We start from the raw sequence: 13,989 nt of genomic DNA on the forward strand, positions 1-13,989 counted from the left end.
GCCGTCAGAACATGCTGACCAGCAGCATCACGTTCAGCAGCGTCACCACGCCGCCGATCGCATAAAGCAGGTATTTGGTGAACGTCGAATTTTTATACTTGCCCATCACCCGTTCGGAAGAAGTCAGGTAAACCTGCAGGAAAACGGTGAACGGCAGCTGGATGCTGAGGATCATCTGCGAATAGATCAGTCCCCGGAACGGATTGGTAATCACCAGGATGATCAGGAACGCGACGACGAGCGAAATGATCACGCCGAGCCGCGAGTGGCTATCCTTGATATCGTAGGGCTCTTTGAAGATCCCGGCGAAAATGGAACCGGCCGCCATACCCGACGTAATCGTCGAAGCGATCCCGGCGAACAGCAGCGCCACGGCGAAGATCACCGTCGCATTGCTTCCGAGCAGCGGGCGCAGCAGCGAATCGGCCTGCTGCAACTCTTCGACGGGTGTTTTGGACACGAAGAACGTCGCGGCGGCCAGTAGGATCATCGCGCTGTTGATCGCCCAGCCGATCAGCATCGACAGGATCGTATCGGCATATTCGTACCGGAGCTGTTTTTTGATCACCGCGTCGTCGGAAAGGTTCCACTGCCGGCTCTGGATGATCTCGGAGTGCAGGAACAGGTTGTGCGGCATCACCACGGCCCCCAGCACGCTCATGATAATCACCATCGACCCCTCCGGAATGGTCGGCGTAACCCACGCCCAAGCGGCCGCGGGCCAGTCGATCGTCGTCAGCGACAGTTCGTAAATAAACGACAGCCCGATGATCGACACGAACGCGATGATCCACTTCTCGATCAGCCGGTAACTGTTGGTAAACAGCATGACGATTACGAAAATCAGCACCATCAGCGCCCCGATCCGCACCGGAATGCCGAACAGCATCTGCAACGCGATCGCCCCGCCCAGAATTTCGGCCAGCGACGTGGAGATCGACGCGAGCACGGCCGACCCCAGCACGGTGCGCGACACGGCCGGCTTCAGGTAAACGGTGGCAGCCTCCGACAAGCAAAGCCCGGTGGCGATCCCCAGGTGGGCCACGTTGTGTTGCAGGACGATCAGCATCACGGTCGACAGCGTGACCATCCACAGCAGCGCATAGCCGTAGTCGGCGCCCGCGGCCAGGTTCGAAGCCCAGTTGCCCGGATCGATGAACCCGACGGTCACCAGCAGACCGGGCCCGATGTATTTCAGTATTTCGAGGCCGCCGAGCCGGGGATGATGTTTACCGAGGCCGAATTTAGTACGCAGCGAATTCAGAAACGAAGCCATGAATCACAATTTGGTTACATTTATATCCTTGCGGTCGATGTAGTTCGGATAGCGGAACGCCGGTATGCCGAGCGCCATTCCGGCGCGTATCTTCCCGGATATGCCGAGCATTTTGGCCAGCCGCCTGTTCCGGTCTTGTTCGACGGCCGAACAGACGAAACCGGTGTAGAACTGGGCAACGCCGAGACTCTCGGCCATCAGCGAACCGTTCTGATAGGCGAGGTTGGCGTCCTGGCATCCGAAGCGGCTTTCCGAAGGCGTATGGATCAGGATCACGGCGGTAGCCCCGCGCAGGATCAGGTCGTTCCCCTTGTCGAACTCCGAGATCAGACGCTTAAAATGCGGCACGTAGCCGTATAGCTGCGGCGCAATCCGTTTCAGCACCGGCTTCAGCAGCGGATTTTCGAGTTTTCTGAGAATCGAAGCGAATACGCCGACGGTAAACGCGCTGATCGCGTGCAGTTTTTCGGGATCGGTCACCAGCGTAAACGCCACCCGTTGCAGGTTGCTGGCGGTCGGGGCGCGGTGGGCGGCCTCGAGAATCCGGTCGAGCGTCTCTTCCGGCACCGGCTTCGCGGTAAAGGCCCGGTTCGACCGCCGCGCCTTGCACAGCAGCATCACCTGTTCGGGCGAGGGCAGCAATTCCCGATCGACCGGATGCACCTTCTGCGGCGGAAAATCCCCGTGCTCGACCGAACCGGTCGGGCAGACGGCCACGCAATGCCCGCACACGATACACGACCCGATCCCTTGCAATCCGATCTCGCCGCCGGAGGCCGGCTGCGTAAAAATTTTCGACGGGCACACCCGCACACATTTGCCGCACCGGATGCAACTCTCCGCACGAACGCTCAGCATTACTTCCATACCATCCTGATTTTAATTCCGTAAAAATACGATAAACCGGGCTATTTTCCCCGGTCCGCCCGAACTTTTTTACTCGACATTGATCTATAACGCCATACATAAAATGTTCCAAACCGCAGCGCATACGCCCGTCTTCCGCCGTTACTCCTTTTCGAGCCGGAACCGCCACGCGCAGGCGCAGTCCGGCTCGGTCATATCCGGAAAACAACTCACGGCCTCGCATCCGATCCGATCGTCGATCACGCGGGCGAAATAGGCGTACTCGTTTTCGCCGACCGGTTTGCACGGATGCAACGGCAACCCCCTGCGGGTGCGAGCCGACTGCACCCGGCAGTCCGCCACGCGGAACTCCAGCGCATCGCCCGCTCGGCGGCACTCCGTCCGGCGGTTGGCCAGCGCGGCGAAACGAAACGCGAGGGCTTGTTCCAGCCCGTCGAGTCCCGGCCGTTCGGGCAGACCGAGAAACGTTTTGATACGGCGGGCTTCCGTCTCGGTGAAACGCCGCCACACCGCACAGTCGTGCGCCATCGCCTCGTCCATGCCCCGTCCGCGTTCGACGGACTGAAACCACACGCCGTCGAGCGCCAACAGGTTGCGGGCATAGATCCGCACCAATTCTTCGAGTTGTTCCTTAGTCAGTTCTTCCAAACTCATCGCTTTCATAAAGGCATCGTTTCAGTCGGTACAAAAATAACGATTTCCCGGCAATAAAAGGTTCGGCGCCGCCCGGCGCAGGCAAAATATAAAGTCGATTATTTCAGCAAGGAACGGCAATTATACTCGCCGAATACGTTTTTGTAGATTCAAATTTTAAAGGCAGGCTAAATTCCTCTGAAAAACTCCTCGAAAGTAATACCGTAATAATTACACAACTTTTTCAGGGTAGGGAGCGATATGCAATTTTCTGCAATCTCGATACGGCCTATGTTCATATTCAGATCGAAACGCACGTTCTCCTGGGTAAGGCCCTTCTTTATGCGAACGTCCTTCAAGCGTTCAGCTATCTTTATTCCCAAGGCTTATTTTTCAAATCAATATTTTTGAAAAACTCTTCCATCGAAACTTCGTAATACTTGCAAAGAATAGCTAACGAATAAATCGAAGGCATCCGATTCCCTGATTCTATCCTACTGATATTTACTCCCGTATCCATCGTAACCCGCTGTTGGGACACACCCCGGCCGTTGCGGATTTCTTTCAATCTCCACACAATGGTCGCAAGGAATTGATTGTCACGTCTCGGAGTGCTCATAATTGAGCAAAATAGAAGATAATCACTTTCTTTTTTGCATACCAATCGGTATTTTATTCAGAAATAAATTTTATATTTGCATTTGTAAATCAATAATTGACAATGAAAATATTATCTTTGTTAGGTCATAATACGGTTTAAACCGTAACATACACAGTAAAGGTTAAGACAACCTTTGCGTCGTTCAGTAAACTTAGGAACTGTTATATTTATTATGTAGCAGGTTTAGTGTGGCGTAAATCTTGTCCGAAACCCTTGCCATGCCCCGGTACGAAATACCGGGGCGGGGCTTGGGCGCAAGGGCAGTTTCCACACAAGGCATCCTAAGGCCGACTGAACGAGCTGTCTGAGCGTCCTTGCCCCTTTTTTATTGTTCTACCGCAGCGGCGGCGAGGATATGTCCCAGTTTTACGTCCCGGACAGGACGTATCTCATCCAATCATTATCCGAATGCCGCCATGAAAGAAAAGAATGAAAGCTGGTTGTTGTCGCCCCATGCCGCGTACCACCTCGAACTGAGCATCGACTTTCTGCACACACGCCCGGTCATGGATATCGGAGCGAACGAGATTCCCGCAGAACTGTTGCAGACACGGATCGCGCCCGGCCCGAAAGAATTGCTGATAAGAATGGCAGATGGCTCGGCCGGACCGAACGAGACGATGCCGTACGAAGTCTTCGCCCGCGCCCACGAACGCCACGACCGGTCGTACGCCGAAATGCTCGAACGCGAATTTCATACTCCCGCCGCCACGGTCAACCGGAATTTCCTACTGTACCAGGAGATCCTGCGAATCGTCGCGCGACTCCGCGAAAAGCGGATCGAGGTGCCCCCGTTCGCCGTGTTCAACTTCGTCAATTACCCGATCACCGTACCGGCCGCCAGGGAGTATGCGTGGAAACACGGCATTCTGTCCGTATGAAATGATCCGGCGAACACGTACGAAAGAGTAGGGGACAGGCTACCGGCCGGGAGCGGTTCCCCGTCCGGCCGCGCCGGAAGCATCGTCCGCCGAATGGTCTTTTTTGATCCGCACCGCGTTGCCGGCGTCGGGCGAGAGCCCGAGGTAACCGAACAGATGCAGGAACCCGATCGCCGTGACGAAAAAGAACGCCAGCCGGAAATCCGGGATCGTGTATTGTCCCGGCACGCCGCCGTTCAGTACGTTCGAAAAGCGCAGCGCGACGGCGCCGATGGCGATCCCCATCCCGATCGACATCTGCTGGATCGTACTGTACAGCGTATTGGCCGAGGTCATATCGTGTTCGGGAATATCGGCGAAAGCGAGCGTCGTCAGCGAACTGAACTGCATCGAGCGCACGAGTCCCGACAGGAACAGCGTCAGCACGATAATCCATACCGGCGTGGTCGGCAGCAGCAGGGCCGTCAGAAAAGTGAACAGGGCTACGAGGCAGCCGTTTACGATCAGCACGCTGCGGAAACGGAAACTGCGTATGACCCACACGGTAGCCGACTTCATCGACAGGTTGCCGACCATCGTCGACAGGAACAGCAGTCCCGCCTCGAACGGACTGAGCCCGAACCCGACCTGGAACATCAGCGGAACCAGGTACGGGAACACGCCGATCACCATCCGCGAAACCGAACCGGCGTAGATCGTGATCCGGTAGCTTTTGTACTTCATCACCGAATAGTCGATCAGCGGATTGTCGATCCGTTTCGAATAAAACACGTTGGCGAACAGTATAATGAGACTTCCGCCGATAAGCCCCAGCGGCACGTAATACGAAAGTCCTTCTTTGCTGAACAGCTCCACGCCGTACATGAATCCGGCCAGCGCCAGGCCGCTCAGGACGAACCCCGGAGCGTCGAACGGTTTGCGGGAACCCTCGCCGCGCTTCTCGGACGGGATATAACGCCAGGCGAGCAGGACGCACGCGATGCTGATCGGAACGTTCAGGTAGAAAATCCACCGCCACGTAAGGAAAGTCGTCAGATAGCCGCCGACCAGCGGGCCGACGATCGGCGCGACCAGCGCCGGAATCGTGATGTAATTCATCGCGACGGGCAGATTCTCTTTGGACGACGTTTTCAGCACGGCCAGGCGGCCCACCGGCGACATCATCGCCCCGGCCATCCCCTGCATCACCCGGTAGATCACGAACTGCAACAACGACTGCGACGTCCCGCACAGCGTCGAGGAGAGGATAAAAAACACGATCGCCGCGCAGAACACGTTGCGCGTCCCGAACCGGTCGGCGATCCAACCGCTGACCGGAATAAAGATCGCCAGCGCAATCAGGTACGAAGTGATGCCCGTACTCAAATGGATAACATCCGTCCCGAAGGCGCGCGCCATGGCCGGAATAGCCGTATTGACCGCCGTGGTGTCGAGAAACTGCATGAAAAATGCAATGGCCACCACCAACGCTACCCGAACCGATTTATCTATTCTCATCCTCCTCAAAATCTCAATCGCAAAGTTAACAATTTTCAACAAAAAAGGCCGCTCGCCTGCCGGAGGCACGGCAGGGCGAAATAAATATTTTTTTATCCCGGCTTGCGAAATAAAAAATAATATCGTATATTATCCCGATAAATTAAATTCGACCTATGAAAAACCTCTTATTGCTGCTTGTCGCCCTGACCGGATTTATACGACTTCAGGGGAAAGAATTGATCGTTACGACGACCGATAGCGTACAACTTTACGTGAAAATAAAAGGACACGGGCCGCACTTGCTTTATTTGCACGGCGGTCCCGGATCGGGTTCTTATTGGCTTGAAAAATTTTCCGGAGAATTCTTCGAACGGCATTTTACGATGATCTATCTCGACCAGCGGGGAACCGGACGTTCGACCAGTCCTTCCAACGGAGATTATTCGATGAAAAGGATGGCCGAGGATTTCGAACAGGTGCGCCAAATCCTGCATATCGACCGTTGGTTCACACTGGGGCATTCGTTCGGAGGAATCCTGCAAATGGGATATACAGAACGGTATCCCGGTGCAATCGAAGGGATGGTCATGCTGAACTGCACGTTGTATATCGACGACAGCTTCGAAAACGGATGGCTAAAAAAAGCCGGAAAACTACTCGGGAAAAAAGAGTGCGCTTTTTTGAAAAACGATTCTCTTTCAAATATGGAAAAATTGACGATCGCCGCCGGAAAACTCGAAGAAAAAAAACTCCGGTGGAAAATATTTTACGCTTCGCCGGAGAGCGATGCAAAGATGAATCGGTCATATCAGGAAGTTCCCTCTTTCAACAACGATTTCAGCAATAGTTTTTTTAGCAATAACGCCGTTGTATTTCCGGAATATTACCGGGACTATAGACCTGCCACGGCTGAAATTCAAGTACCCGTCCTGTTTTTTTATGGCAGCACGGACTGGAGCGTCGGGCCTAAACACTACCGGAACGTACATTTCCCGAACATGATCCTGCGGAGAAGCAACGTCGGCCATATGCCGTTTCTCGAGAATAGCGAAGACATGCAAAACGCCGTATTGACTTTTCTAAAGGAGAGCGATTCTCTTCGATAAACGATGCCGCAACGCTATCCCACGCCAATCGGTAAAAATGCAGGATATTTGCTCTTATTAGCAAATATCCTGCATAAAATCGGAAAACTGCCTATCATGCGTTTTTTTCAGCCCGATTCGCAACATTCCGAATAAAGAAAACTCACAAACTATTTCTAATATTCGGGCGGCAGCCCATTCAGTTGCGCTTTCGTAAACACCGGACCGTCCTTGCACACGTACAACTTGCCAACGTTGCAGCGGCCGCATTTGCCGACGCCGCACTTCATCCGGTTTTCGAGCGTCGTATAGATCCGGTCGTCGGCGAACCCGAGTTTTTCGAGTACCGGGAACGTGAATTTGATCATCACCGGCGGTCCGCAAACGATTGCGATCGTATTGTCGCTCGACGGAGCGATCTGTTCGAGCACGGACGGTACGAATCCTACGTGCCCTTTCCAGTCGGCGGTCTCGCCGCCCGGATCGACCGTCGTAACGAGATTGACGTCCGGACGCGCCGCCCATTCGTCCAGTTCGTGTTTATAGACCAGGTCGCCGACCGATTTGGCCCCGTACAAAATGGTCACGTCGCCGAAATTTTCGCGGGTGTCGAGCGCGTTCCAGATCACGCAGCGCATCGGCGGCAGCGCGATGCCGCCGGCGATGAACAGCAGGTTTTTACCTTTCCATTCGTCGAGCGGGAAAACGTTGCCGAACGGCCCCCGAAAGCCGACGGTATCGCCTTCTTCGAGCTTCGACAGGCCCGTGGTCACGCGTCCGGCCTGGCGGAACGTACATTCGATATACCCCTTGCGGGTAGGCGACGAAGCGATGCAAAACGTGGATTCTCCTTCGCCGAATACCGAGTATTCGCCGAATTGTCCCGCCCGGAACTCGAAGGCGGAAGCCTCGTCCCCGTTGCGGAATTTCAGCCGGAACGTCCTGACGCCCGGTGCTTCGACGGTGATCTTCTCGATCTCCATCAGGTACGGAAGATATAGATTGGATTGATTCATGGCGGCTAAATGGATTGTAAGTGTTCGAGCAGGTTCATGTTCACCGGGCAGGCCCGCGAGCAGCGTCCGCAGCCGGTACAGCCGGTCTGTCCGATCCGCTCGGGCATATACGAGAATTTATGCAGGATCCGCTGGCGCCAGCGCGCGCTCTGCACCGAACGCGGGTTATGTCCCGACGTATGCAGCGTGAAAAGCGAGAAGCCGCACGAATCCCAGCAGCGCACCCGCCGGCCGGTCGCCCCGCGCGCATCCTCCTGAATGTCGAAACAGGCGCAGGTCGGACAGACGAACGCGCAGGCTCCGCATCCCAGGCAACGCTCGGACTGCCGTTTCCAAACCGGGCTGTCGAACGCCTGATCCAGTTTCTCGCGGAGCTGTCGCGCATCGAAACGCTTTTCGACGCGGGCCAGATACTCTTCCTTCGAAATGCCGTCGGCCGACGCAAACAGCGACGACGCTTCGGCTGCGAGCCGTTCTCCTTTCGGGGTCAGCACTTCGACCAGCGCGCCGCCGTCGGGCAGCAACGTAAGCTGAATGTCGCTTCCCGCCGTACTTCCCGGCCCTCCCCCGACCGACGTGCAGAAACAATATTCGTCGCTCGTCGCACAGCTGAAACTGATGAGCGTCAGCCGCTCGGCGCGCGCATTATAGGAACCGTCCTTGTAATCCCAGTTGAATATGCCCGACAACGGGGCGAATCCGGCCGCATCGCACGGACGGATTTTCCAGACGACCGTTTCGGGAATCGCCTGCAAATCGGGTTGCCGCACGGAAACCTGTTTTCCCTCCTTCCGGTAGGAGAACAACTCCTCCGTCCTCGGGAAAACAACCTTTTTGACCGACTGCGTCGTTTGTACGTAATCCGAGGCCACTTCCTCCGGCCGGGCGATCTTTTTAAAATCGACCCGCTCCCCGGTTCTTACCGGAGCGTATACCGACCGTCCGCTGCCGATCAGTTGTTCGAGCCAGCGGGCGATATTTTCGGGTGTGATATGTAATTTCTCCATGATTCTCGTTTAACGAATGAAATTTTCCTTGTCCGACGGATCGAACGTCGACAGCGCATTGCCTTTCTGACCGAGGGTTCCGGACTTCGCACCGAATTCGGCGTCCACGTCTTCGAGCAACTTTTGCGTCAGCAGGTGGATCGGAATCCCCAGCGGGCAGGCTTCGCCGCAGGCCCCGCACCCGGTACAGCGTCCGGCCATGTGCATCGCGCGGTTGATGTGCCATTCGATATTCGGCAGCGTTCCGGCCCAGGGTTGCACCCACTGCGGGCAGTTGATCTCCACCACGCAACGCGTACAGTAACACAGCGGGCAGGCCGCACGACAGGCGTAACACTTGAAACACGGTTCGAGCTGCTCTTTCCAGAATTCCCAGCGTTCTTCCCGGGACATTCCTTCGAGCCGGTCGATCAGTTCCCGTTCCTTCTCTCCGAGTCTGAAATCGAAACCGGTCAGGTAACTTTCTACCGCGGCGAACGTATCGAATTGCATCACCTCGCCGTCGGCTACGGTAAGTACCAGCAGCTTATCCTCGGACAACTGGTTTTCGGCAGCCAGTTGCAGGATCGACCGCAGCACCGGGATCGTGGCGACTACCGCCGTGCGTCCCGCGCCGAGCAGTTCGGGTTTGGTCAGGTAGACGGCCAGGTTATGGATGCAGCGGCCGTCGTAAACGAGGCGCGCCGCCTCTTCGGGTATGCGGCAGAACAGCGGACGGGTCTTGTTGCCCTTGTCCTCCCCGTAGCCTATTACGAGCGTCGCTGCGCCCTCCCGCAGCAGGGCTGCGGCTTTTTCGGTCAGTTTATCCATGGTTTTCCTCCTTTTCGATATAATCGGCTACTTCCCGATACCTCGTATACGGCCCCAGTTCGCGGATTTCGCGCACCGTGTCGTTGACCAGGTCGGCCCACTTGCCCCCTTCGGCTGCCGACACCCACGAATAGCGGATGCGGCGCACGTCGATGCCCATAAAGTCGAGCAATCCCCGGAAAACGATCCAGCGCCGGCGGGCGTGGAAGTTCCCGGACGTATAGTGGCAGTCGTTCGGATGGCAGCCCGAAACGATGATGCCGTCCGCGCCGCCGGCAAAAGCCTTCAGCAGCAGCATGAAGTCGATGCGCCCGGTACACGGGAAACGCACGATCTTGACGTTCGTGGCGTACTTCAGCCGGCTGGTTCCGGTCAGGTCGGCCCCGGCGTAGGTACACCAGTTGCAGACAAAGGCCACGATATTGGGTTCGAATTCTGTTTTATTTTCGTTCATTGTTTATCGTATTTGCATTGTGACGATCCGTCCGTTCAGGCCCCCTGCGTGTGCAGCAGCGCCATCACCTCGGCGTACATCTGGTCGTTCGAGTATCCCTGAATATCGATTGATTTCGAGCGGCAGAACGCGACGCAGGTTCCGCAGCCCTGACACAGGCCCGGATTGACGCGGGCCACGGTCTTGACGACGTTGCCGCCGCGGTCCTTGATCTCCTCCCGCTCGATAGCCTGGTACGGACAAGCCGTCTGGCACATGAAACAGCCTACGCAGGTACTGTACACCGGCGGCGCCATCCGGTTCACCACCGCGATCAGCGGCTCGCGTACCAACTTGTCCGACGAGAACAGCGCGGCCACTTTCGCCGCCGCCCCCGAGGCCATGCTGACCGTTTCGGGAATGTCGCGCGGCGCCTGGCAGGCTCCGGCTACGTAAATTCCGGCCGTATTGGTTTCGACCGGTTTCAGTTTCGGATGCGCTTCCGCAAAAAATTTGTACGGATCGTAGGATACGTGCAGCCGCTGCGCCAGTTCTTCCGCGCCCTCGTTGGACACCCCGGCGGTAGCGAGCACGACCATATCGGCCTCGATCTCGACGGGTTGGGCCCCCATCAGCGTATCGACGCCCTTAACGATCAGCTTGCCGTCTTTTTCATAAACGCGGGCCACGCGTCCGCGCACGTAGTTCACGCCGTCGTCCTCGATCGCGCGGCGCACGAACTCCTCGTAGTTCTTGCCGGCGGCCCGGATATCCATGTAAAAGACATAGGACTCCCCGCCGTGCACTTTGTGCTGGTACAGCATCGCGTGCTTGGCCGTATACATGCAGCAGATTTTCGAGCAATAGTGAATCCCTTTGGCCGGATCGCGCGATCCGGCGCAGGCGATGAACACGATCTTTTTCGGCATCGTTCCGTCCGACGGACGGCGTATCTCGCCCGACGTAGGCCCGGAAGCCGAAGCCAGCCGCTCGAACTGCAGTCCGGTAATGACGTCTTTGTACCGTCCGTAACCGTATTCCGAAAAAAATTCCGTACCCAGCACGTTGAACCCGGTAGCGACCACCACTGCGCCGATATCCTCGGTAACGAACTCATCTTCCTTGTCGAAACAGATCGCCCCGGTAGGGCAGGTCTTCTCGCATATCTTGCACTTGCCGCGTTTGTAATAGTTGCAGTGCTTTTTGTCGATCACCGGTTTGTTCGGCACGGCCTGCGGGAACGGGACGTAGATCGCCGTGCGAAGGCCGAGTCCGGCATTGAATTCGCTCGGGATCCGCTTTTGCGGGCATTTGGTCGTACACAGGCCGCAGCCGGTACAGATCTTTTCGTCGACGCTTTTGGCTTTCAACCGGATCGTCGCCTTGAAATTGCCGATAAACCCGTCCAGATGTTCGAGTTCGGCATAAGTGTACAGCTTGATGTTCGGGTGTTGCGCGACCTCCACCATCCGCGGCGTCAGGATACACTGCGAACAGTCGAGCGTCGGGAACGTCTCCGACAACTGCGACATGTGGCCGCCGATCGACGGCTCTTTCTCGACCAAGATCACTTGATGACCGCAGTTGGCGATATCCAGCGCGGCCTGTATTCCGGCGATGCCGCCGCCGATCACCAGCGCCTTCTTGGTAATCGGCACTTCGATCGGCTTCAACGGCTTGTTGCGTTTCACTTTCTCGACCAGCCCGCGAACGATGTCGATCGCTTTCGCAGTCGTGGGTTCTCCTTTTTCGTGCACCCACGAGCAATGCTCGCGCAGGTTGGCCATCTCGCACAGGTAAGGGTTCAGCCCCGCTTCGGAACAGGCCCGCCGGAACGTCGGCTCGTGCATCCGGGGCGAACAGGCGGCCACCACCACGCCGTCGAGTTTTTGCTCCTCGATGGCCTTGCGGATCAGCGACTGTCCCGGATCGGAACACATATACTTATAATCGGTGGCAAATGCGACTCCGTCGAACTTCGCGGCTTCGGCCGCCACCTTTTCACAGTCGATCGTAGCCCCGATATTTTCGCCGCAATGGCAAATAAAAACTCCTATTTTAGACATTTTCGGATTTTCAGTTAGTTAGAAGGTGACGGGAACGAAATGGCGTTCGATGCCCAGCTCCCTGGGACTGAGCCCGACGGCCAGACCGATGGCCTGCGTAACGTACAGCACCGGAACATCGATCCGGCGCCTGAGGTAGCTGTCGATCGCCTGCCGGCGCATATCGAGGTTCGAATGGCACATCGGACAGGCCACGATGATCGCCTGAGCACCCCGGTCGGCGGCGTCGCGGACGATCTCCCCGGAAAGCCGTCCCACGATATCGGTACGCGACACCGAAAACCCGGCGCCGCAGCATTCGGTCTTGAATCCCCAGTCGACCGGCTGGGCCCCGACCAGTTTCATCAGCGCGTCGAGGCTCTGCGGGTCTTCCAGACGATCGAATTGCAACACCCCGTGCGGACGTACCAGCAGGCAACCGTAGTAGCACGCCACTTGGCGGTCGAACGGCTGCACGATCCGCGCCGCGAGTTCTCCCTGAATATACTTTTCGATCATCTGCACGACATTCAATATCCGGACGCTGCCCGTATAGGGCATCCGGATCGTATCGGCGATTTCGTTGCGCAACGCCTCGTCTTCGGCCAGTTCGTACTGTACCGTACTGAGCCGATTATAACATGAAGCGCACGGCACGACCACCTCATCGAGTCCCTGTTGTTCGGCCAGCGCAAGGATGCGGGCCGGCAGCAACAGCGCGAGCGTCCGGTTCATCGAGTGGGCCGCAGTGGCCCCGCAGCAATTCCAGTCCTGCACCTCTTCCAGTTCGAGCGAAAACGCTTTGGCAAGGGCCGCGACCGATTCGTTGTATTCGCGGGAAGTGCCTTTGAGCGAACATCCCGGATAGAAACCTATTTTCATCTGCATTCCCGGTTTAAAGTTTTTTACCGGCTTTACCGGCCTCGTCGAAAATATGCCGGATCGCCTTTTTGTTTTTCACCTGCTCGGGCAGCAGGCTCAGCTTGCCTTTCGCCAGCATGTCCGGCACCAGGGGCAGGTCTTGTGCGAGCCGCATCGTCCGGGCCTTGAATCCCGCGATCAGTCCCACCTCGTACAGCCGTCCGGTGTATTTCACCGAGTCGAGGAACGCCCGGTGGAAGGCCACGACCGGTTTCGCCTTTTCGCCGACGCATCCCGCCCGCAACGACTCTTCGCGCAGGTAGTCCATCATACGCGGAATGTCGATCTGCTGCGGACAACGCGCAATGCAATTCTCGCAGTTCAGGCAGAGCCATATCGTGTTCGAACCGAGCACCTTCCGGTCGTTCTCTGCGCTGCGCGTCTGCAACATCCGCAACACGAGGCTCGGCGGATAGTCCATCTCCGGGGCCGTCGCGCATCCGGCCGAGCATTTGCCGCACTGATAGCAACGGGCGACATTTACGCCGGTATTTCCCCGCACTTCGTCGGCCATGTAATTTTTGTTTTCCATTAGGTATTATTTAGTAGCTTGGATGAATAGGCATAGCTATACCGCACCGAACCGGCACGGTCATTCCGATGAAAACGGGCATTAAACCCGCATACAGCCCAATGTATGGATATAATCCGGAAAGGCGTTCCGGATAAAAGACAGGTATTCCGCGGCGACACGTTTCCGCCGTTCCGCAGGAACGGACAATTGCGGAGTAGGGCAGGCAAGCGTCCGTACCGGATATTTCGAAATCTCCGCCCCGGAATATTCCGCGCCCGCAAAAAGACACTTATCCGTCGAAACCGCCTGCGCATCCGTCGCGGGCGGACAGACCGAAACATCGCACGAATCGAAGCACGCC

The 13,989-nt window shown here is 56.7% G+C and carries 15 protein-coding genes; 2 read left to right on the forward strand and 13 right to left on the reverse strand.

Annotated features, from left to right (window positions below):
- Positions 1-4 precede the first annotated feature (4 nt).
- The 5 genes from C1A08_RS00060 to C1A08_RS13520 all read right to left on the reverse strand — a co-directional run bounded on the left by C1A08_RS00060 (position 5) and on the right by C1A08_RS13520 (position 3,395).
- The gene (locus tag C1A08_RS00060; protein ID WP_055204473.1) at positions 5-1,276 is read right to left on the reverse strand and encodes an Nramp family divalent metal transporter; all 1,272 of its coding nucleotides are present in this window, start codon (positions 1,274-1,276) and stop codon (positions 5-7) included.
- A gap of 3 nt (positions 1,277-1,279) precedes the next feature.
- On the reverse strand, positions 1,280-2,143 hold the full coding sequence (locus C1A08_RS00065; protein ID WP_055204471.1) for a nitroreductase family protein: 864 nt from the start codon (positions 2,141-2,143) through the stop codon (positions 1,280-1,282).
- Positions 2,144-2,284: 141 nt separating this feature from the next.
- Positions 2,285-2,806: a DUF6125 family protein gene (locus C1A08_RS00070; protein ID WP_101570524.1), complete on the reverse strand. Its 522-nt coding sequence runs from the start codon at positions 2,804-2,806 to the stop codon at positions 2,285-2,287.
- A 158-nt stretch (positions 2,807-2,964) separates the two neighbouring features.
- Positions 2,965-3,159, reverse strand: coding sequence for a helix-turn-helix transcriptional regulator (locus C1A08_RS00075; RefSeq protein WP_101570526.1), 195 nt, complete (start codon positions 3,157-3,159; stop codon positions 2,965-2,967).
- Positions 3,150-3,395, reverse strand: coding sequence for a helix-turn-helix domain-containing protein (locus C1A08_RS13520; protein WP_101570528.1), 246 nt, complete (start codon positions 3,393-3,395; stop codon positions 3,150-3,152). Before C1A08_RS13520 ends, C1A08_RS00075 begins: the two co-directional genes overlap by 10 nt.
- Before the next feature lie 458 nt (positions 3,396-3,853).
- Here C1A08_RS13520 and C1A08_RS00085 point away from each other — a divergent pair, with 458 nt between their 5' ends.
- Positions 3,854-4,318: a hypothetical protein gene (locus C1A08_RS00085; RefSeq protein ID WP_101570530.1), complete on the forward strand. Its 465-nt coding sequence runs from the start codon at positions 3,854-3,856 to the stop codon at positions 4,316-4,318.
- A gap of 39 nt (positions 4,319-4,357) precedes the next feature.
- Here C1A08_RS00085 and C1A08_RS00090 read toward each other — a convergent pair whose 3' ends face one another.
- Complete coding sequence (locus tag C1A08_RS00090) at positions 4,358-5,815, reverse strand: DHA2 family efflux MFS transporter permease subunit (protein ID WP_101570532.1); 1,458 nt, start codon at positions 5,813-5,815, stop codon at positions 4,358-4,360.
- A 155-nt stretch (positions 5,816-5,970) separates the two neighbouring features.
- Here C1A08_RS00090 and C1A08_RS00095 point away from each other — a divergent pair, with 155 nt between their 5' ends.
- Positions 5,971-6,903: an alpha/beta fold hydrolase gene (locus C1A08_RS00095; protein WP_101570534.1), complete on the forward strand. Its 933-nt coding sequence runs from the start codon at positions 5,971-5,973 to the stop codon at positions 6,901-6,903.
- Positions 6,904-7,058: 155 nt separating this feature from the next.
- On the opposite strand, the gene C1A08_RS00100 is transcribed toward C1A08_RS00095, so the two are convergent.
- From C1A08_RS00100 to C1A08_RS00130, 7 genes are read right to left on the reverse strand one after another with little or no spacing between them, the layout of a single operon-like run.
- The gene (locus C1A08_RS00100) at positions 7,059-7,898 is read right to left on the reverse strand and encodes an FAD/NAD(P)-binding protein (RefSeq protein WP_101570536.1); all 840 of its coding nucleotides are present in this window, start codon (positions 7,896-7,898) and stop codon (positions 7,059-7,061) included.
- 5 nt (positions 7,899-7,903) lie between these two features.
- A complete protein-coding gene (locus C1A08_RS00105) occupies positions 7,904-8,905 on the reverse strand; it encodes a 4Fe-4S dicluster domain-containing protein (RefSeq protein ID WP_101570538.1) in 1,002 nt (333 codons plus the stop codon).
- 9 nt (positions 8,906-8,914) lie between these two features.
- Positions 8,915-9,715, reverse strand: coding sequence for a 4Fe-4S dicluster domain-containing protein (locus tag C1A08_RS00110; RefSeq protein ID WP_101570540.1), 801 nt, complete (start codon positions 9,713-9,715; stop codon positions 8,915-8,917).
- The gene (locus C1A08_RS00115; protein WP_101570542.1) at positions 9,708-10,169 is read right to left on the reverse strand and encodes a hydrogenase iron-sulfur subunit; all 462 of its coding nucleotides are present in this window, start codon (positions 10,167-10,169) and stop codon (positions 9,708-9,710) included. The genes C1A08_RS00110 and C1A08_RS00115 overlap by 8 nt, the downstream gene beginning before the upstream one ends.
- Before the next feature lie 35 nt (positions 10,170-10,204).
- Positions 10,205-12,214, reverse strand: a complete 2,010-nt coding sequence (locus C1A08_RS00120) for a CoB--CoM heterodisulfide reductase iron-sulfur subunit A family protein (RefSeq protein ID WP_101570544.1) — start codon at positions 12,212-12,214, stop codon at positions 10,205-10,207.
- Positions 12,215-12,232: 18 nt separating this feature from the next.
- Positions 12,233-13,075 (reverse strand): CoB--CoM heterodisulfide reductase iron-sulfur subunit B family protein, encoded by an 843-nt coding sequence (locus C1A08_RS00125; protein ID WP_101571567.1) that lies wholly within the window; start codon positions 13,073-13,075, stop codon positions 12,233-12,235.
- A gap of 13 nt (positions 13,076-13,088) precedes the next feature.
- Entirely contained in the window at positions 13,089-13,646 is a 558-nt protein-coding gene (locus C1A08_RS00130) for a 4Fe-4S dicluster domain-containing protein (RefSeq protein ID WP_101570546.1), read from the reverse strand.
- Positions 13,647-13,989 lie beyond the last annotated feature (343 nt).

The organism is Alistipes sp. cv1, from assembly GCF_900240235.1.
In the GTDB taxonomy this organism is placed as follows: domain Bacteria; phylum Bacteroidota; class Bacteroidia; order Bacteroidales; family Rikenellaceae; genus Alistipes_A; species Alistipes_A hominis.